A 17,246-nucleotide genomic window follows, 5' to 3' on the forward strand; every position below is an offset into this window, starting at 1 on the left:
GCCCCTACTTCACGACGACGGCGGCGGCGAGCTTGGACAGCGGCTCCGCGAGGGAGTTGACGCCGTCCGACAGCTCCTTGCGGTCGGCCTCGCCGACCTTGTCGTACGAGGTGAAGTCGTACGGTGCTGCATTCGAATCGTCCGCCCGGTGCTTGTCGAGCAGCGTGTTCAGCGCGCCGAACTGCTTGTCGAGCTCGGTGACCAGCGCCGGGTCGTTCTCCTTGGCGACCGGCTTGAGCAACTCGTACGCCTTCTCGGCGCCTTCGACGTTGGCCTTGAAGTCGACCAGGTCGGTGTGCGAGTAGCGCTCCTCCTCGCCGGTGACCTTGCCGGTGGCGACCTCGTCGAGGAGTTCCTTGGCGCCGTTGGCCATGGAGGTCGGGGTGATCTCGGCCTTGCCGACCCGGTTCTGCCAGTCCTTCAGGTCCTTGATGAGCAGGTCGGCGAGTTCCTTCTCGCGGTCGCCGATCTTCTTGTCCTGCCACAGCGCCTTCTCCAGGCGGTGCCAGCCGGTCCAGTCGGTGGCCGGGTCCTGGCCCTCCTCCAGGCCGTCCTCGCGGACGTCGACCTTGGGGTCGATGTCGCCGAAGGACTCGGCGACCGGCTCGGTGCGCTCCCAGCCGATGCGGGAGGGGGCGTACGCCTTCTTCGCGGCCTCGATGTCGCCGTCCTTGACGGCCTTCGCGAACGCCTCCGCCTTCGGCAGCGTCTCGTCGGCCTGCGCCTGCGCGTACTCACGGTAGGCGGCGACTGCCTTGTCGAGGCGCGGGTCGCGCTTGGCGGCCGCGCCCTTGCCGGTGGCCTTCACGGTCTGCCGGATGCCGTCGCCCTTCATGCCGGGCTTGCAGGCGATGGTGTAGTCGCCCGCCTTCACCTCGGCGGTGACCGTCTGCTTGGTGCCGGGACCGATGTTCTCGCGCTCGGTGACGATGCGGTCGTCCGGGAAGAGGATGTAGACCTCGGTGACCTTGGAGCCCTTGTTCTCGATGGCGAGCTCGACGTGCCCGGCCGGGAACTCCTTCTTCGACACCTCGCACTTGTCGTCCGTCGCGGTCACCTTGACGACCCGGTCGCCGCCCGCCGAACTGCCCTTCTCGGTGCACCCCGTGACGGCGGCCAGAGCCGCCGCGGTGGCTATGGCAGTGGTGACGGAGAGTCTGACGGCTCGCATGAGGGCTCCAGATGGCCGAAAGTGTGCGTGACGGGCCTCACAACAAGCAAGGTGAGGCTTGCCTAACGCCCATAAGGATCGCCTAAGTGGCCAAAAACGCCCCTATAGAGCGGTCAAAGGGAAGTCAAAGGTTCCGTAGTGGGGTCACCAACAGCCCTCCCGTTCGAGGGTGCGAAAGCACTTCGACGGGCTGGTCGTACACCTCCGACAGCAGCCGCTCGGAGAAGACCTCGCCGGGCGCACCGTCCGCCGCGACCCGTCCGCCGCGCAGGACGGCGACCCGGTGCGCGTAGGCCGCCGCGAGCCCCAGATCGTGCAGTACGACCACCACCGCGTCCCCGGCCCGCGCCCGTTCCCGGCACAACCGCAGCACCAGCTCCTGGTGCTTGAGGTCGAGGGCCGCGGTCGGCTCGTCGAGCAGCAGCAGCGGCGCCCGCTGGGCCAGCACCCGGGCGAGCGCGACCCGGGCCCGCTCGCCACCACTGAGCGCGGAGAACGACCGTACGGCGAAGGCGGCCACCTCGGTGGCGGCCATGGCCTCGGCGACGGCCGCGTCGTCGTCCTCCCGTCCGAGGGAGGCCCAGGGCGCACGGCCCATCCGGACGACCTCCTCGACCGTGAAGGGGAAGGAGAGGGCCGCCGACTGGGGGAGCACGGCGCGGCGAAGGGCGAGTTCCGGGGCGGACCAGTCGCTCGCCGGGCGGCCGTGGATCCGTACGACCCCCTCGGCGGCCGGTAGGTCGGCGGCCAGCGCGCTCAACAGGGTGGACTTTCCAGCACCGTTGGGCCCGACGAGAGCGAGAACTTCGCCGGCGCGGACGGTGAGGGAGACGCCGGTCAGCACCTCGCGCACACCGAGACGAACGTGCAGCGACTCGGCGGCGGCGAGGATGTCGCCGGGTTCGGAGGGGGCTGGGGGAGTGGGGCGAGGGCGGAGCAGTCTCATAGGAGGGGGTTCCTTCTTGAGGCGGGGGGGCGGGGGGAACCTAGGGGCGCGGGGAACTGCGCGATCAACCCCCACTCACCCGCGGTCGGCAAACAACCATCAGGCCCACCCCCCTTGCCGCCGCCGAGTCCGACGCAGCAGCCAAAAGAAGAACGGACTGCCCAGCAGGGCAGTAAGGACACCGAGCGGCAACTCCGCAGGCGCCGCCACGGTCCGCGCAGCGAGATCCGCCGCCAGCAACACCACCGCCCCACCCAACGCACTCCCCGGAATGAGAAACCGATGCCCGGGCCCCGCGGCCATGCGCAACAGATGCGGCACGACAAGCCCGATGAACCCGATGACCCCGGAAACGCTCACCGCCGCAGCCGTCAGCAACGCGACGACCAGGACCAACGCAACCCGCATCCGCTCCACGTCCACCCCGAGATGCCGGGCGGGCCGGTCGCCGAGCGCGAGCAGGTCCAGGCGGCGCGCGTACAGCGGCGCCACCCCCAGCCCCACGGCCGCGCACGGCAGGACCGCCGTCACCTTGGGCCAGGTGGACTGGGCGAGGGAGCCGAGCTGCCAGAAGGTGATCTGGTTCACCGCGGCCGTGTCCGCGAGGAAGATGAACAGGCCGATGAGCGCCCCGGCGAAGGCGTTGACGGCGATGCCCATGAGGATCAGGGTCACGACCTCCGTACGGCCGCCCGAGCGGGACATCGCGTACACCAGCAGCACCGTGCCGAGACCGGCGACGAAGGCCATCGCGGGGAGGGTCCAGTTGCCGAGGAAGGTCAGCCCGAGCGAGATGGCGGCGACCGCTCCGACCGCCGCGCCCAGGGAGACGCCGATGGTGCTCGGCTCGGCCAGCGGGTTGCCGAACACGCCCTGCATCAGCGCCCCGGCGCAGCCCAGCGAGGCCCCGATGAGCAGCGCGAGCACGATCCGCGGGAAGCGGACGTTCCACAGCACCGACTCGGCGACGCGGTCCAACTCGCCGCCGCCGAGCCCGACTTTGTGCTGCACGGAGGCGAGGACGTCCCCGACCGGGATCGGGTAGGCGCCGATCCCGGCGGCGACCGGGACGAGGGCGAGGAGGGCGACGCTCATGCCGACGGTCAGCAGCCAGGCGGCGGTGTGCCGTCTGCGGGGCGGCGCCTCGGCCACGGCCTCGGGTGCGGCCTTCTCCAGTACGGTCATGCCGCATTCCCCTTCTTGTTCTACCGGTGTCGTCCCCGTCGCCCCCACCGTCATGCGGACGGGGCCCCAGGGGTCCGACGAGTGATGTTTCAATTCCTCCGTGACTGACTACGACGTCCTCCGCGTCTTCTGCGGCCCGACCGGCGGATACGGCAACGAACTCGGCGTCGTCCGCGAGGGCTCCGTGATCCCCGAGCGGAGCGACCGGCAGGCGTTCGCCGCGAAGCTCGGTTTCAGCGAGACAGTGTTCGTCGATGACCCCGAGCGCGGGGTCATCGACATCTACACGCCGACCCTGCGCCTGCCCTTCGCCGGTCACCCCTGCGTCGGTACGGCCTGGCTGCTCGACGTGCCCGAGCTGGTCACCCCGGCGGGCGTGGTGGGCGCGCGACTGGACGGGGAGTTCAGCTGGATCGAGGCGCGCGCGGAGTGGGCCCCGCCGCGCACCCTGCGGCAGTACGCGACGGCCGCCGAGGTGGACGACCTTCCCGTGCCCCCGCCCGGGGAGTGGATCTACGCCTGGGCCTGGGAGGACGAGGCAGCCGGCCGGGTCCGGGCCCGCGGCTTCCCCGGCCGTGACGACGGCATCGACGAGGACGAGGCCACGGGCGCGGCGGCGCTGCTCCTCACGGACCGCCTGGGCCGCGCCCTCAACATCACGCAGGGCACCGGGTCGCAGATCCTCACGGCGCCGCAGCCGGGAGGCTGGGTGGAGGTCGGCGGCCGGGTGTTCCTGGAGCGCTAGGCCGGACATGACCCAGGGCATGTCCGACAGAGCCCGGCCGCTTCAGGCGCTCAGTGGAAACTCCTCGCCCAGCGCCCGGAACACCGCCGTGTTCAGCGCGAACGCCCGCTTGCACTCCGCCACGATCCGCTGCTTCTCCAGGTCGTCCACGCGCACCGCGTCCAGCAGTTTGCGGTAACTCCGCTTGAAGGCCGCCGGGTTGGAGATCTCCTCGAAGACGTAGAACCGGACCCCGTCGCCCTTGCGCGCGAAACCCCAGGTCTTCTCCGCCTTGGCGCGGATGATCTGGCCGCCGGAGAGGTCGCCGAGGTAGCGGGTGTAGTGGTGGGCGATGTAGCCGGCCGGCCAGTCGTGGGCGCACTCCCGCACGCGATCCGCGTAGGCCCGCGTCGCCGGCAGCGCCGACACTCCCGCCCGCCAGTCCGGACCCCGCAGGTGCGCCAGGTCCCGCTCCAGCGACGCCAGCCGGAACAGCTCCGGCTGGATGAACGGACCGGTCACCGGGTGCGCCGCCAGCCGCTCGGTGTCGGTCTCCAGCGCCTCGTACACGAACCACAGCTGCTCGGTGTAGCGCGCGTACGCGTCCACCCCCAGCCTGCCGCCGAGCAGGTCGCTCATGAACGTCGAGGTCTCGGCCTCCACGTGCTCTTCGTGGGAAGCGGTGCGGATGACTGTCGAGAAGGAGTCCATGGAACCCATTTTCTGAGGTTAGGCTTACCTAAGTCAATAGGGTTGCCGACGCCATGTCGGTAAAAGCGTACCGAGAAAACCCGCCCTCCGCAGAGGACGGGTTCTCGGCGACCGCCAGGGTCAGGGGAGGGTGAGGATCTCCGTCCCCGTCTCCGTCACGACCAGCGTGTGCTCGAACTGCGCGGTGCGCTTGCGGTCCTTGGTGACGACCGTCCAGCCGTCGTCCCACATGTCGTACTCGTGCGTGCCCAGCGTCAGCATCGGCTCGATCGTGAAGGTCATGCCGGGCTGGATCACCGTCGTCGCGTGCGGGCTGTCGTAGTGCGGGATGATCAGGCCCGAGTGGAAGGACGAGTTGATGCCGTGGCCGGTGAAGTCGCGGACCACGCCGTAGCCGAAGCGCTTGGCGTACGACTCGATCACGCGGCCGATGACGTTGATCTGGCGGCCCGGCTTGACCGCCTTGATCGCCCGGTTCAGGGACTCGCGGGTGCGCTCCACCAGCAGGCGGCTCTCCTCGTCCACGTCACCCACCAGGTACGTGGCGTTGTTGTCGCCGTGCACCCCGCCGATGTACGCCGTCACATCGAGGTTGATGATGTCGCCGTCGCGCAGGACCGTGGAGTCGGGGATGCCGTGGCAGATCACCTCGTTGACGCTCGTGCACAGGGACTTGGGGAAGTTGCGGTAGCCGAGCGTCGAGGGGTAGGCGCCGTGGTCGCACATGTACTCGTGCGCCACCTTGTCCAGTTCGTCCGTCGTCACACCCGGGGCGATGATCTTCGCCGCCTCGGCCATCGCCCGCGCGGCGATACGGCCGGCGACGCGCATCGCCTCGATGGTCTCCGGGGTCTGCACCTCCGGACCCGTGTACGGCGTCGGCGCGGGCTTGCCGACATACTCGGGGCGGCGGATGTTTCCGGGCACGGAACGGGTGGGGGACAGCTCCCCTGGGACAAGCAGCGACTGGCCAGACATGCCAGCGAGTCTAACCAGCGGCCGTGGGGGAACATGTGGGTGGCGAGAGGAGCCGCTCATGGCCTTGTTCAAGAAGCGCACGGTCGGGAAGCCCGGCGAGTGGTACTACTGCCTCGTGCACAAGAAGGTCGAGGAGGGGCCGGAGTGCCCGGCCAAGGACCGCTTCGGGCCGTACGCCGACCGGCAGGAGGCCCAGCACGCGATGGACCTCGCACGGGAACGCAACCTGGAGTGGGAGAACGACCCGCGGTGGCACGACGCCCCGACCGGCCCGGCGGACGACGACTGATCAACCTTCCGCGGGCGCCGGCGCGGTCGTCGCCGCCGCCCGCCGCTCCCGCAGCCGTACCGCGTGCTCGTTCGTCCGCGCGTCGTACGTCAGCAGCTTCGGCAGGCACAGCGCCAGCAGCCCCACCGCGCCCACGCACAGCAGCCCGCCCGACCAGACGGACGTGCGCACGCCCTGCCAGGCGGCCACGCCGCCCACGTAGGTCTGGCCGAGCTGCGGGCCGACCGAGTACGACAGCAGCTCGATCCCGGCGAGCCGCCCCCGCAGCTCGTCCGGGATCGTCTGGTTCCACATCACCCCGCGGAAGATGCCGCTGACCATGTCGGCGGCGCCGCCGGCGGTCAGGAACAGCAGCACCAGCCATACGTTCCCGCAGACACCGGCGGCCGCGATCGCCATGCCCCACAGCGCGGCCGACAGGACGACGACCCGCCCGTGCCGGTGCACCCGCGAGGTCCAGCCGCTGGTCAGGCTCACCAGCATCGCGCCGGCCGGGACGGAGGCGTACATCAGGCCGAGGGCCCAGGGGGCGTTCAACTCGTCCGCGAGGAACGGCAGTACGGCGAGCGGCATCGCGAAGAGCATCGCCGCGATGTCGATGACGTAGGTGCCGAGCAACTCCTTGCGGCTCCAGGCGTACCGGGCGCCCTCGGCGATCGCTTTGAGGGACGGCTTCGCGGCCTCGTGCGAGGCGGGGGAGGCGGCGATGCCGAGAGCGAGCAGGACGGAGACGACGAAGGTCAGCAGATCCGCGCCGTACGCCCAGCCGAGCCCCGCGTACGCGACGACCACGCCGGCCAGCGCCGGGCCCGCGACCCCGCCGACCTGCCAGCGCAGGGCGTTCAGCGAGGCGGCGGCCGGGAGGTGGTCGTGGGCCACGATCCGGGGCAACAGGGCGTCCAGGGCGGGGCGTTGGACCGAGACGAGCGCGGAGGACAGGGCGGCGACGACGTACAGCGGCCAGACGGCGGGGCTCGGCAGCAGGGCGTTGACCAGCAGCGCCGCGCTCAGCACCGCCTGCCCGGCCTCCGTCCACACGATCAGCTTCCGCTTGTCGAGCGCGTCGGCGAGTGCGCCGCCGTACAGCCCGAAAACGACCAGCGGCACCAGCTCCACGGCCCCGATCGCGCCGACCGCCGCGGCGGACCCGGTCAGCTCCTTGATCTGCACCGGCAGCGCGACGAACGTCAGGAAACTGCCGAAGGAGGAGATCAGGCCCGCCAGCCACAACCTCCGGAAGTCGGCGGAGGCCCGCCAGGGGGAGAGGTCGGGGAGTACGGCACGGAGGCGCGAGGCAGGGGCAAGGGGCGGGGGAGCTGGGGAAGCGGTGGGGGAGTCGTCCGTCACGACGGGTCATGCTCGGGTGGGGCGGGGTCGGAGGCAAGCGGTTTTGTGCGCGGGGGCGGGTCCTGGCCAGGTCACCAGCGCGCGGGTGGCGGTGCGGTCAATGACTCGGCCAGGCGGGACAGGCGGTCCCGCCAGCGGCGGCGGCCCCTCGCGGCCGGCATCGGGTTCTCGCCGGCGGCCGCGCTCACCAGGTGCTGCACGGTGTCCAGGTCCAGCTCAGCGCCCTCCGGCACGGTCAGCGTCTCGTGGGCCATGGTCGTCAGCTCCGACTCGTCGGCGCCGAGCGCCAGCACCGTCGCCCCGGCCCGCCGGACGTCGTGCACCCGTTCCAGGAGCGGCGCCCCGGGCTCGTCCGGCGACACCACCAGCAGTGTCTCCCCGCGCCGCGCCGCTGCCAACCGGCCCAGGCCGACGGCCAGATGCGCCGGAGCGGAGGCGCGCGCGTGATGCCGTACGAGTGTCGGGGCGAGCTCCGGCGTCCCCGACCACGCGGCCTCGTCCATCAGATGGGCCGCCAGATGCCACGGCTCGTACTGCGGTGTGCCGACCAGCAGCAGCCCGCCCTCGTGCGACACCGCCGACGACCGCAGCGCCCCCGCGAACCGCCGTGTGGCACCCAACCACTCGGTTCCGGCGAGCACTTCGCGCAACAACGCGACACGTACGGCGTCCATGCGACCGCATCCTGCCGTAACCGGCCACTTGTGACCCGGAGTTCACCACGAATTCGCCCGGTATGGGGAAGCAGATGGGCCCGGCGGCCACCTTCGAGGAGTCTGACCATGACCGAGACCAGCGTCCCCTTCCGTGCGGGCCGGGAGGGGTATGCCTCCTTCCGTATCCCGGCCGTCGTCGCCACCTCCGCCGGAACGCTCCTCGCGTTCTGCGAGGGCAGGGTCGAGTCCGCCGCCGACCACGGGCAGATCGACATCGTGCTCAAGCGGTCGACGGACGGCGGCCGCACCTGGGGCCCCCTGACGGTGGCCGCCGACAACAACTGGCACCTCGCCGGGAACCCCGCCCCCGTCGTCCTCGACACCGGCCGCATCCTGCTCGTCTACATCCGCAACCACGCCACCGCCACCGAGGCCGCCATCCTGCGCGGCGAGGTGAGCGACGCCGACGGCCGCCGGATCTGGGTGCGGTACAGCGACGACGACGGCGTCACCTGGTCGAGTTCGAAGGAGATCACCGCGCAGGTGAAGAAGCCGGGGTGGCGCTGGTACGCCACCACGCCCGGCCACGCCATCCAGCTGAGCACCGGCCGGGTCGTCGTCGCCGCCAACCACACGATCCCGCCCACCGGCGACGACATCGGCAACGAGGCCAGGTACAACAGCGGCCACTGCCTGCTCAGCGACGACCGGGGCGCCACCTGGCGGATCGGTTACATCGACGAGAACACCGACGGCTACGTCAACGTCAACGAGACCACCGCCGCCGAACTCCCCGACGGCCGCGTCTACTTCAACACCCGCAACGACTCCCCGTCCCCCGGCAACCGGGCCGACGCCCACTCCGCGGACGGCGGCACGACCCTGGTGAAACCCTTCCGTCCGCAGGCCGGCCTGACCGCCCCCATCTGCGAGGGCAGCGTCCTGCAGCTGCGCGACCCCGACGTCCTGCTCTTCTCCGGTCCCGCCGACCCCGCCGCCCGCGCCCTGATGACGATCCGCGCCTCCACCGACGGCGGCATCACCTGGCGGTCCGCGTACACGGTGGACGGTCTGCCCGCCGCGTACTCGGACCTCGTACGGATCGACGACGGGACGGTCGGACTCCTCTACGAGACCGGCGACTTCGGCCCGTACGAGACCATCACCTTCCGGCGGGTGCCCGTGACGCAGCTCACCTGAGCCCTGGGGCGGGCGCGGCAGCCGTAAAGTCGGGCCATGACCTCTACCGACAGTGCACAGCAGCCCACGGGTGCCCCCGCGAAGGCCCCGGCCAAGGACCCCTGGGACCTCCCCGACGTCTCCGGGCTCGTCGTCGGCGTGCTCGGCGGGACCGGGCCGCAGGGCAAGGGCCTCGCCTACCGGCTCGCCAAGGCCGGGCAGAAGGTGATCATCGGCTCGCGAGCAGCCGACCGGGCCGAGTCCGCCGCCGAGGAGCTCGGGCACGGTGTCGAGGGCGCCGACAACGCCGAGTGCGCGCGGCGCAGCGACATCGTGATCGTCGCCGTGCCGTGGGAGGGCCACGGCAAGACGCTGGAATCCCTGCGCGAGGAGCTGGCCGGCAAGCTGGTCGTCGACTGCGTCAACCCGCTGGGCTTCGACAAGAAGGGCGCCTACGCGCTGAAGCCGGAGGAGGGCAGCGCAGCCGAGCAGGCCGCCGCCCTGCTGCCGGACTCGCGGGTGACGGCGGCCTTCCACCACCTGTCGGCCGTGCTGCTCCAGGACCCGGAGATCGACGAGATCGACACCGATGTGATGGTGCTCGGGGAGGTACGGGCGGACGTAGAGATCGTCCAGGCGCTGGCCGGCCGCATCCCCGGCATGCGCGGCGTCTTCGCGGGGCGGCTGCGCAACGCCCACCAGGTGGAGTCGCTGGTCGCGAACCTGATCTCGGTGAACCGGCGCTACAAGGCGCACGCGGGGCTCCGCGTCACGGACGTCTGAGGGATGGGGGACACTGGTCGCCGTAGCAGTGTCCCCCGAAGGAGTCGACCGAAATGCCCCGCCTTGGTGTCTATGCCCTGATCGTCTGTCTGCTGGCCGTGGCCGCGGCCGTGATCTCCTTCACGCAGGGCAGCTGGCTGGGGATCGTGTGGGTGCTGCTGGCCGGGCTGTCGTCGAACATGACCTGGTACTACGTCAAGCGCGGCCGGGCCGCGCGTGACGGCTCCGTCACTGGCTGATGGTGCAGCGCGGGTCCGTGTCCCAGAAACGGAACAGCTCGAAGCCGCAGTACGTGTCCACGTCACCGATGCCGAGCCCCCGCAGGAGGGCGTCGACGGCGTCGAAGAACACGCCGTTGATCTCCGGCACCCACAGCAGCGCGAACACGAACAGCAGGCCGAACGGGGCGAACGGCTCCACCTGGCGCTTGACACCGTGCGACAGCCAGGGCTCGATCACGCCGTAGCCGTCCAGGCCCGGGACCGGCAGGAAGTTCAGGATCGCGGCCGTGACCTGGAGCAGGGCGAGGAAGGCGAGCGCGAAGCGGAAGTCCGCCGGGACGCCGTCGAGCGCGTCCAGCCAGAACGGGGCGGTGCACACCACGGCGAACAGGACGTTGGTCAAGGGCCCCGCCGCCGAGATCAGGCTGTGCCGCCAGCGCCCCCGGATCCGCCCGCGCTCGATGAAGACGGCACCGCCGGGGAGACCGATGCCGCCCATGATCACGAAGATGACCGGGAGCACGATGCTGAGCAGCGCGTGCGTGTACTTCAGCGGGTTGAGGGTGAGATAGCCCTTCGCGCCGACCGAGATGTCGCCGCTGTGCAGGGCGGTACGCGCGTGTGCGTACTCGTGCAGACACAGGGACACGATCCAGGCGGCGGTCACGAACAGGAACACGGCGAGGCCGGGCTGCTCGGCGAAGCCGGTCCAGGTGGCCCAGCCCGTCACCGCCGTGACGGCCAGGATCCCGACGAAGACGGGGCTGATCCGCCGGTCGCCGGAGCGGGTGATCGCGGTGGTCATGAGGAAGGGCTCCTGTGGGACGACGGGAGTACGGGGCGTCGGGCCTGCCCGACCGTACCGGGCGCAGGGGGAAAACGTCTCGCGGTGGGGTGGTGGTTCCGGGGAGGGTGGGGACATGGGGCTTTGGCATGTGTTCTACGCGGACTGGCAGATGGAGTGTTGCGGTACGCCGTTCAAGGTGGGGGACGAGGCGAGCTGGCCGCTGCTGTTCCAGCCCGCCGACGACGCCCTCGGCGGCGGCTGGCACGACCAGCTCACCCAGGTCGCCGGTCCGGTCGAGGACCTGCCGGGGGAGGGGGGCGCGGTGCGGGTGCTGCGGGAGGAGAGCGGGCTCGTGGTGGCCCTGCACCAGCATCCGGTCGACGTCCTCGCGCAGGAGGAGCTGGGTGACCTGCGGCCGGGGGACCGGCCCCGCCTGTCCGGCCTGCTCACGGCCGAGTTCCACGGCGACCCCGACCTGCCCGAGACCCCGGGCCGGGTACGGGCGATCCAGGTCCTTCGGCAGGGCTACGCCGAAATGGCGCCGGGCTCGCTCACCCGGGAGCCGGTCCCCGGAGAGCGGTCGCTGCGGTCGGTGTGGGAGTGCCCGAAGTGGTTCGCGGACGCCGACGCGGGCGTGATCGTGACCCTGGAGGTACCGGGCACGGACTCCCGGCTGTCCCACGCGGTGCGCGAGGCCCGGGGCCTTCCGCACGCGGGCACGGCACCCGGCGCGGAGGTGACGGGCCTGGCGCCGGCCGCGTTGGCCGAGCTGCTGGAGACCCTGAGCACGGTCCCGGAAACAGGATGACGGTGCCGTGACCCTTCCCGCGCCGCACACCCTTGCCGCGCCGCGCCCCGCAACCCTGTGACCGTCCCGAACCCGACAGAGACAATGGACCCCGTGCGCTATCGCATCCTCGGCACCACCCAGGTACTTCGCCCCGACGGCCGCCCCGTTCCGGTCGGCGGGGCGCGGCTGCGTGCCCTGCTGACCGTGCTGGCGTTGCGGGGCGGGCGGACCGTGCCCGCGAGTCTGCTGGTCGACGAGGTGTGGGACGGCGATCCGCCCGCCGACGCGACCGGCGCGCTACAGGCGCTGGTCGGACGTCTGCGGCGGGCCCTCGGGGCGGACGCGATCCTCTCGGAGGAGGGCGGGTACCGGCTCGCCGCAGGGCCCGACGACATCGACCTGCACCGGTTCGAGCGGCTGGCCGGCGAGGGCACGCGCGCGTTGGCCGACGGCGACCCCGCCAAGGCCGCCGTCGTCCTCGACGACGCCCTCGCCCTGTGGCACGGCCCCGCCCTCGCCGACCTCCCCGACCGCACCTCCGAGGCGGCCCGCCAGGAGACCCGGCGCCTGGACGCGCTGCGCGCCCGCCACACCGCCGCCCTCGCCCTCGGCCACGCCGAACAGTCCCTGCCCGAGCTGACCGCCCTGTGCGACACCCACCCCCTGGACGAACGCCTCCAGGCCCTGCGCCTGCGCGCCCTGCGCGACGCGGGCCGCACGGCCGAGGCACTGGCCGCCTACGAGGACGTACGACGACTCCTGGCGGACCGGCTGGGCTCGGACCCGGGACCGGAACTGCGCTCACTGCACGGGGAGTTGCTCCACCCGAGGCAGGGCACGCCCTCCGGTTCCTCGAACGGCCCTGAGGTTCCCCCCGCCCCCACTTCGCCCCCGCCCACCGGCAACCTCCGCGCCCGTCTCACCTCCTTCGTCGGCCGGGAACCGGACATCGAGGCCATCCGCGGCGACCTCGCCACCGCCCGGCTCGTCACCCTGCTCGGCCCCGGTGGGGCGGGCAAGACGCGGCTGTCGCAGGAGGCCGCCGAGAGTGTCCGGGACAGCGCCCCGGACGGGTTGTGGCTGGCCGAGCTCGCGCCGGTCGACGAACCCGAGGCCGTACCGGAGGCCGTACTGACCGCCGTCGGCGCCCGCGAGACCGTGCTGTACGGCGCCGGGGCCGAGGCCATGCGGGCCGGATCCGAGCGGAATGACGACCCCGTCGAGCGGCTCGCCGAGCACTGCGGCAAGCGGCGCATGCTGCTGATCCTCGACAACTGCGAGCACGTCGTGGAGGCCGCCGCCCGGCTGGTGGAGGAGCTGCTGGCGCGCTGCCCGCGGCTGACGGTGCTCGCCACCAGCCGTGAACCCCTCGGCGTACCGGGGGAGTTGCTGCGGCCCGTGGACCCGCTGCCCGAGCCGTTCGCGCTGCGGCTGCTCGCCGACCGTGGCGCCGCGGCCAGGCCGGGGTTCCGGGTCGCCGACGATCCGGAGGCGTGCGCGGAGATCTGCCGGCGGCTCGACGGACTGCCCCTCGCCATCGAGCTCGCCGCCGCCCGCCTGCGCATGCTGACGCCGCGTCAGATAGCCGAGCGGCTCGACGACCGCTTCCGGCTGCTCACCTCGGGCAGCCGTACCGTGCTGCCCCGCCAGCAGACCCTGCGGGCCGTCGTCGACTGGTCCTGGGAGCTGCTGGACGAGGGCGAACGAGAGGTGCTGCGGCGGCTGTCCGTGTTCGCCGGCGGCTGCGATCTCGCCGCCGCCGAGGCCGTGTGCGGACCCGTCGCGCTGGAGGCGCTCGGCTCGCTCGTCGACAAGTCCCTCGTGGTGGCCGCCCCTTCGGCGGACGGGGCGATGCGCTACCGGCTGCTGGAGACCGTCGCCGAGTACGCGGGCGAGCGGCTCGACGAGACCGGGCGGCGCGCCGAGGCCGAGCGCGCGCATCTGACGTACTACCGCGAACTCGCCCGCACCACCGACCCGTTGCTGCGCGGTTCCGGCCAGCACGCCGCCATCCAGCGGCTCGAGCGCGAGAGCGAGAACATCCGCGCCGCCCTGCACCACGCCATCGCCGTACGCGACGAGCAGGAGGCGATGTGCCTGGTGCTGTCGATGGCCTGGTACTGGCAGATGCGCGACCAGCGCATCGTCGCCCGCAACTGGTCCCGTGAGGTCCATGACCTCGGCCCCGACCCCTTCGCCGAGCCCGTCCGGCCCGCCGCCCCGTTGTGGGAGCGCTGCACGGCCACGCCGCCGCCCTGGACCGGCGAGGTCCTGGCGGAGGCCCGGCGGGGCGTCCATCTGGTCCATCTGGCCTGCATGGACACGGAGTTGGACCGCTGGCAGGCGCCCGAGGGGCAGCGGAAACTGCGCGCCGTCGGCGAGGCGTACCGGCCCGGACTCCCGCAGGGATGCCGGTTCCCCGGCTCCCTCTGGTTCTACGCCGTCCTGCTCACCGGGGACATGGCACGGGTGCGGACGATCGTCGACGCCGCTGTGGACACCTGTCGCGGCGTGCCCGGATACGAGTGGGACCTCGCCGCCGCCCTCCATATGCGGGCCAATCTGCTCGCCAACCGCACCGAGTGGGCGGGCGACGCCACCCGCGACGCCGACGAGGCGCTTGCCATCTACGGCCGCCTCGGCGATCGGTGGGGCACCGCGGAGGCGTTCGCCGCGCGCGCCGAGGGGCGTGAGCGCAGAGGCGACTACCGTGCGGCCGCCGTCGACTACGAGGCGGCGATGGAGCTCGCCGAAGGTCTCGGCGCCCGCGCCCAGCTGGGCGTGCTCAGCGCCCGGCTCGGCAGCGTCCTGATCGAGGCGGGCGAGGCCGAGCGGGGAGAGCGCCTGCTGCGCGAGGTCATCGACCAGGCGGCCGGACCGAACGACCAGTCGATGCCCTTCGCCCGGCTGATCCTGGCCGGCCGGCTCGGCATGAGCGACCGGATCCCCGAGGCACGCGAGCAACTCCGGCTGCTGCGCGAGCAGTTCAAGATCGCCCACTTCGTCATCTTCGACGCCTTCATCCTCGGCGCGGAGGCCTGGCTGGACGCGGCCGACGGCCGCTACCCGCAGTCCCTGGACCGGATCAGGCGGGCGCTGGAACGCGCCGAGGACCCGCTGTCCGAGGCCATCGCCCCGCAGATGCGCTCGGCCTATCTGACCACCGCCGCGTACGCCCTCGCCGGCATCGACGGCGGCGGCCGGGCCCGCGACGCCGCCCGCTGCCTCGGCGCCGCAGACGCGCTGTTGCCACTGCGGCACGTCGCGACGTCCCAGGAGCGCGAGGTGTACGAACGGGCCGTGCAGCGCACGCGCGCCGCGCTCGACGACGCGGCGTACGAGGCGGCGTACGCGGAGGGCGGCGGCCTCTCCGCCCGGGAGGCCGCCGCCCTGGTCTGACGACACCGACTCCGACGACACCGACTCCGACGCACACCGAGGCGGAGCCGGATGCGTCAGCTCTTCGTCCGGAACTTGTGGATCGCGATCGGCGCCATCACGGCCGTGATCGCCACCGACCAGCCCAGCGTCACCCACAGGTCGTGCGCGACCGGCCCGCCCACCATCAGTCCGCGCGCCGCGTCCGCGAGCGTGGAGAGCGGGTTGTAGTCGGTGAACGCCTGCAGCCAGCCCGGCATCGACGTCGTCGGCGCGAAGATCGACGAGCCGAACTGGAGCGGGAACAGCACCAGGAAGCCCATCGCCTGCACGGACTGCGCGTTCTTCATGATCACGCCGAGGGTGAGGAACACCCACATGATCGACGAGGCGAACGCCGTGGACAGGGCCACGGTGGCGAACAGCCCGGCCCAGTTGGTGATGTCGAACCCGACCGCCACGGAGACGATCATCAGCACGGTGGTCGCGAACAGCATCCGCAGCAGCTCCACCGAGATCTTCGCGAAGAGCACCGAGCCGCGCCCGATCGGAAGGGACCGGAAGCGGTCCATGACTCCGGAGTTGAAGTCCTGGCTGAAGCCGGTGCCGACGCCCTGGGACAGCGTCATGCTCATCATCGCGATCATGCCGGGGATCACGTACTGCACGTACTGGTCCTGCCCGCCGCCCAGCGCCTGCCCGATCGAGCCGCCGAAGACGAACACGAACAGCAGCGTGAAGATGACCGGCATCAGCAGCGCGTCGGCCATCGACTCCGGGTCCTGGCGGATCCACAGCAGATTGCGCCGGACGAGGGCGCCGGTGTGCCGCAGATGCCCGCGCAGGGTGATGCGGGCGTCGTCGGCGGTCGTGGCGGTGGGGGCAGTGGTGGCGGTGGCGGCGCTCATACGGCGACCTCCTCGCGGTCGTCGGTGGGCACGGTGTCCTGGGGCGCACTGGCGCGGTGGCCGGTGAGGGAGAGGAACACCTCGTCCAGGCTGGGCAGTTCGGTGCTGATGGAGGCGAGCGTGACGCCGCGGGCGGTCACGGCGCCGACGACGGCGGTCAGCTGCTCGTCGCTCAGGATCGGCACGAGGAGCGTGCCCGTGGCTGTGTCCACGGTCGTCGTGGCGAGCCCGGTGATGCCGAGATCGTCGAGATACCCGGCGAGGGGCCGCAGCTGCAAGGCATCCACCGGCCGGATCCGCAGGGTCCGCCCGCCGACCTTGGCCTTGAGCTCCTCGATCCCGCCGCCCGCGATGACCTTGCCCCGGTCGACGACGGTCAGCTCGGAGGCGAGCTGCTCGGCCTCCTCCATGTACTGGGTGGTCAGCAGCACGGTCACACCGTCCCCGACCATGGCCTTGACCTCGTCCCACACCTCGTTGCGGGTGCGGGGGTCGAGCCCCGTGGTCGGCTCGTCCAGGAACAGCACGGCCGGCCGCCCGATCATGGAGGCCGCCAGGTCGAGCCGCCGCCGCATACCGCCGGAGTACGTGCTCGCGGGCCGCTTGGCGGCCTCGGTCAGCGAGAACCGCTCCAGCAGTTCGTCGGCACGCGCGCGTGCGTCCCTGCGGGGCAGGTCCAGCAGCCGCCCGATGAGATACAGGTTCTCCCACCCCGGGAGCTTCTCGTCGACGGAGGCGTACTGCCCGGTCAGCCCGATCACCCGGCGCAGCTGCCGAGGCTGCCGTACGGCGTCGTATCCGGCGACGGTGGCCTGCCCGGCGTCCGGTGCCAGCAGCGTGGACAGGATCCGCACGAGGGTCGTCTTCCCGGCCCCGTTCGGCCCGAGCACTCCCATGACGGTGCCCTCGCGCACGTCCAGGTCCACACCGTCCAGCGCCTTGGTCTCGCCGTAGTGCTTGACCAACCCCCGCACAGAGACGGCGGCGCTCACGCCGCCCGGCTTCTTGTCGATTCGCGTCATGACGATGACGGTGTCAGGGCGTACCGACAAACGGCCGACAGATCACCGACATGGCCGACAGCCGACCTGGCGGAAGCGCCCCGAGGGGCCCCTTGGGCCCAAGGGGCGCGGGGAACTGCGCGACGAGCCACGGACGCCGCGGCAGTCGACGGACCCCACGCACCGTGGCAC

17 protein-coding genes are annotated in these 17,246 nt (G+C 71.9%); 7 read left to right on the forward strand and 10 right to left on the reverse strand.

Annotation, left to right across the window (positions count from 1 at the left end; all coding sequences use genetic code 11):
- Positions 1 to 4 precede the first annotated feature (4 nt).
- The 3 genes from efeO to ACTMVF_RS35165 all read right to left on the reverse strand — a co-directional run bounded on the left by efeO (position 5) and on the right by ACTMVF_RS35165 (position 3,302).
- Positions 5 to 1,171, reverse strand: a complete 1,167-nt coding sequence (efeO, locus tag ACTMVF_RS35155) for an iron uptake system protein EfeO (RefSeq protein ID WP_441275108.1) — start codon at positions 1,169 to 1,171, stop codon at positions 5 to 7.
- A gap of 124 nt (positions 1,172 to 1,295) precedes the next feature.
- The gene (locus ACTMVF_RS35160) at positions 1,296 to 2,117 is read right to left on the reverse strand and encodes a heme ABC transporter ATP-binding protein (RefSeq protein ID WP_441275109.1); all 822 of its coding nucleotides are present in this window, start codon (positions 2,115 to 2,117) and stop codon (positions 1,296 to 1,298) included.
- A gap of 99 nt (positions 2,118 to 2,216) precedes the next feature.
- Positions 2,217 to 3,302 carry a FecCD family ABC transporter permease gene (locus ACTMVF_RS35165; protein ID WP_441275110.1) on the reverse strand — a complete coding sequence of 362 codons (1,086 nt, stop codon included), beginning with the start codon at positions 3,300 to 3,302 and terminating at the stop codon, positions 2,217 to 2,219.
- Between the two features lie 100 nt (positions 3,303 to 3,402).
- Here ACTMVF_RS35165 and ACTMVF_RS35170 point away from each other — a divergent pair, with 100 nt between their 5' ends.
- Entirely contained in the window at positions 3,403 to 4,047 is a 645-nt protein-coding gene (locus ACTMVF_RS35170; protein WP_441275111.1) for a PhzF family phenazine biosynthesis protein, read from the forward strand.
- 42 nt (positions 4,048 to 4,089) lie between these two features.
- Here the strand turns inward: ACTMVF_RS35170 and ACTMVF_RS35175 are convergent, their stop codons facing one another.
- Both ACTMVF_RS35175 and map read right to left on the reverse strand, forming a co-directional pair.
- A complete protein-coding gene (locus ACTMVF_RS35175) occupies positions 4,090 to 4,737 on the reverse strand; it encodes a heme oxygenase (biliverdin-producing) (protein WP_441275205.1) in 648 nt (215 codons plus the stop codon).
- 120 nt (positions 4,738 to 4,857) lie between these two features.
- Positions 4,858 to 5,715 carry a type I methionyl aminopeptidase gene (gene map / locus ACTMVF_RS35180; RefSeq protein WP_441275112.1) on the reverse strand — a complete coding sequence of 286 codons (858 nt, stop codon included), beginning with the start codon at positions 5,713 to 5,715 and terminating at the stop codon, positions 4,858 to 4,860.
- 58 nt (positions 5,716 to 5,773) lie between these two features.
- Between map and ACTMVF_RS35185 the strand changes: the two genes are divergently transcribed.
- Positions 5,774 to 6,004, forward strand: a complete 231-nt coding sequence (locus tag ACTMVF_RS35185) for a hypothetical protein (protein ID WP_302001210.1) — start codon at positions 5,774 to 5,776, stop codon at positions 6,002 to 6,004.
- Here ACTMVF_RS35185 and ACTMVF_RS35190 read toward each other — a convergent pair whose 3' ends face one another.
- Positions 6,005 to 7,351 (reverse strand): MFS transporter, encoded by a 1,347-nt coding sequence (locus ACTMVF_RS35190; RefSeq protein WP_441275113.1) that lies wholly within the window; start codon positions 7,349 to 7,351, stop codon positions 6,005 to 6,007.
- Between the two features lie 71 nt (positions 7,352 to 7,422).
- The gene (locus tag ACTMVF_RS35195) at positions 7,423 to 8,025 is read right to left on the reverse strand and encodes a hypothetical protein (protein WP_441275114.1); all 603 of its coding nucleotides are present in this window, start codon (positions 8,023 to 8,025) and stop codon (positions 7,423 to 7,425) included.
- Positions 8,026 to 8,133: 108 nt separating this feature from the next.
- On the opposite strand from ACTMVF_RS35195, the gene ACTMVF_RS35200 reads away from it, so the two are divergent.
- Genes ACTMVF_RS35200 through ACTMVF_RS35210 form a run of 3 tightly spaced genes read left to right on the forward strand, consistent with a single transcriptional unit; the run spans position 8,134 to position 10,208 of the window.
- Complete coding sequence (locus ACTMVF_RS35200) at positions 8,134 to 9,207, forward strand: sialidase family protein (RefSeq protein WP_441275115.1); 1,074 nt, start codon at positions 8,134 to 8,136, stop codon at positions 9,205 to 9,207.
- A gap of 36 nt (positions 9,208 to 9,243) precedes the next feature.
- Positions 9,244 to 9,969 carry an NADPH-dependent F420 reductase gene (npdG, locus tag ACTMVF_RS35205; RefSeq protein WP_441275116.1) on the forward strand — a complete coding sequence of 242 codons (726 nt, stop codon included), beginning with the start codon at positions 9,244 to 9,246 and terminating at the stop codon, positions 9,967 to 9,969.
- 53 nt (positions 9,970 to 10,022) lie between these two features.
- The gene (locus ACTMVF_RS35210; protein ID WP_441275117.1) at positions 10,023 to 10,208 is read left to right on the forward strand and encodes a hypothetical protein; all 186 of its coding nucleotides are present in this window, start codon (positions 10,023 to 10,025) and stop codon (positions 10,206 to 10,208) included.
- Here the strand turns inward: ACTMVF_RS35210 and ACTMVF_RS35215 are convergent.
- Positions 10,198 to 10,995 carry a site-2 protease family protein gene (locus tag ACTMVF_RS35215; RefSeq protein WP_441275118.1) on the reverse strand — a complete coding sequence of 266 codons (798 nt, stop codon included), beginning with the start codon at positions 10,993 to 10,995 and terminating at the stop codon, positions 10,198 to 10,200. The two genes, ACTMVF_RS35210 and ACTMVF_RS35215, sit on opposite strands and share 11 nt — an antisense overlap.
- Before the next feature lie 115 nt (positions 10,996 to 11,110).
- Between ACTMVF_RS35215 and ACTMVF_RS35220 the strand changes: the two genes are divergently transcribed.
- Positions 11,111 to 11,785, forward strand: coding sequence for a DUF6578 domain-containing protein (locus ACTMVF_RS35220; RefSeq protein WP_441275119.1), 675 nt, complete (start codon positions 11,111 to 11,113; stop codon positions 11,783 to 11,785).
- Positions 11,786 to 11,869: 84 nt separating this feature from the next.
- Positions 11,870 to 15,166, forward strand: coding sequence for a BTAD domain-containing putative transcriptional regulator (locus ACTMVF_RS35225; protein WP_441275120.1), 3,297 nt, complete (start codon positions 11,870 to 11,872; stop codon positions 15,164 to 15,166).
- Between the two features lie 56 nt (positions 15,167 to 15,222).
- On the opposite strand, the gene ACTMVF_RS35230 is transcribed toward ACTMVF_RS35225, so the two are convergent.
- Positions 15,223 to 16,053: an ABC transporter permease gene (locus ACTMVF_RS35230; RefSeq protein ID WP_441275121.1), complete on the reverse strand. Its 831-nt coding sequence runs from the start codon at positions 16,051 to 16,053 to the stop codon at positions 15,223 to 15,225.
- Positions 16,050 to 17,075 carry an ATP-binding cassette domain-containing protein gene (locus ACTMVF_RS35235; RefSeq protein ID WP_441275122.1) on the reverse strand — a complete coding sequence of 342 codons (1,026 nt, stop codon included), beginning with the start codon at positions 17,073 to 17,075 and terminating at the stop codon, positions 16,050 to 16,052. Before ACTMVF_RS35235 ends, ACTMVF_RS35230 begins: the two co-directional genes overlap by 4 nt.
- Between the last annotated feature and the right edge of the window lie 171 nt (positions 17,076 to 17,246).

The sequence above is a fragment of the Streptomyces sp. SD31 genome (assembly GCF_052068475.1).
Lineage (GTDB): Bacteria > Actinomycetota > Actinomycetes > Streptomycetales > Streptomycetaceae > Streptomyces.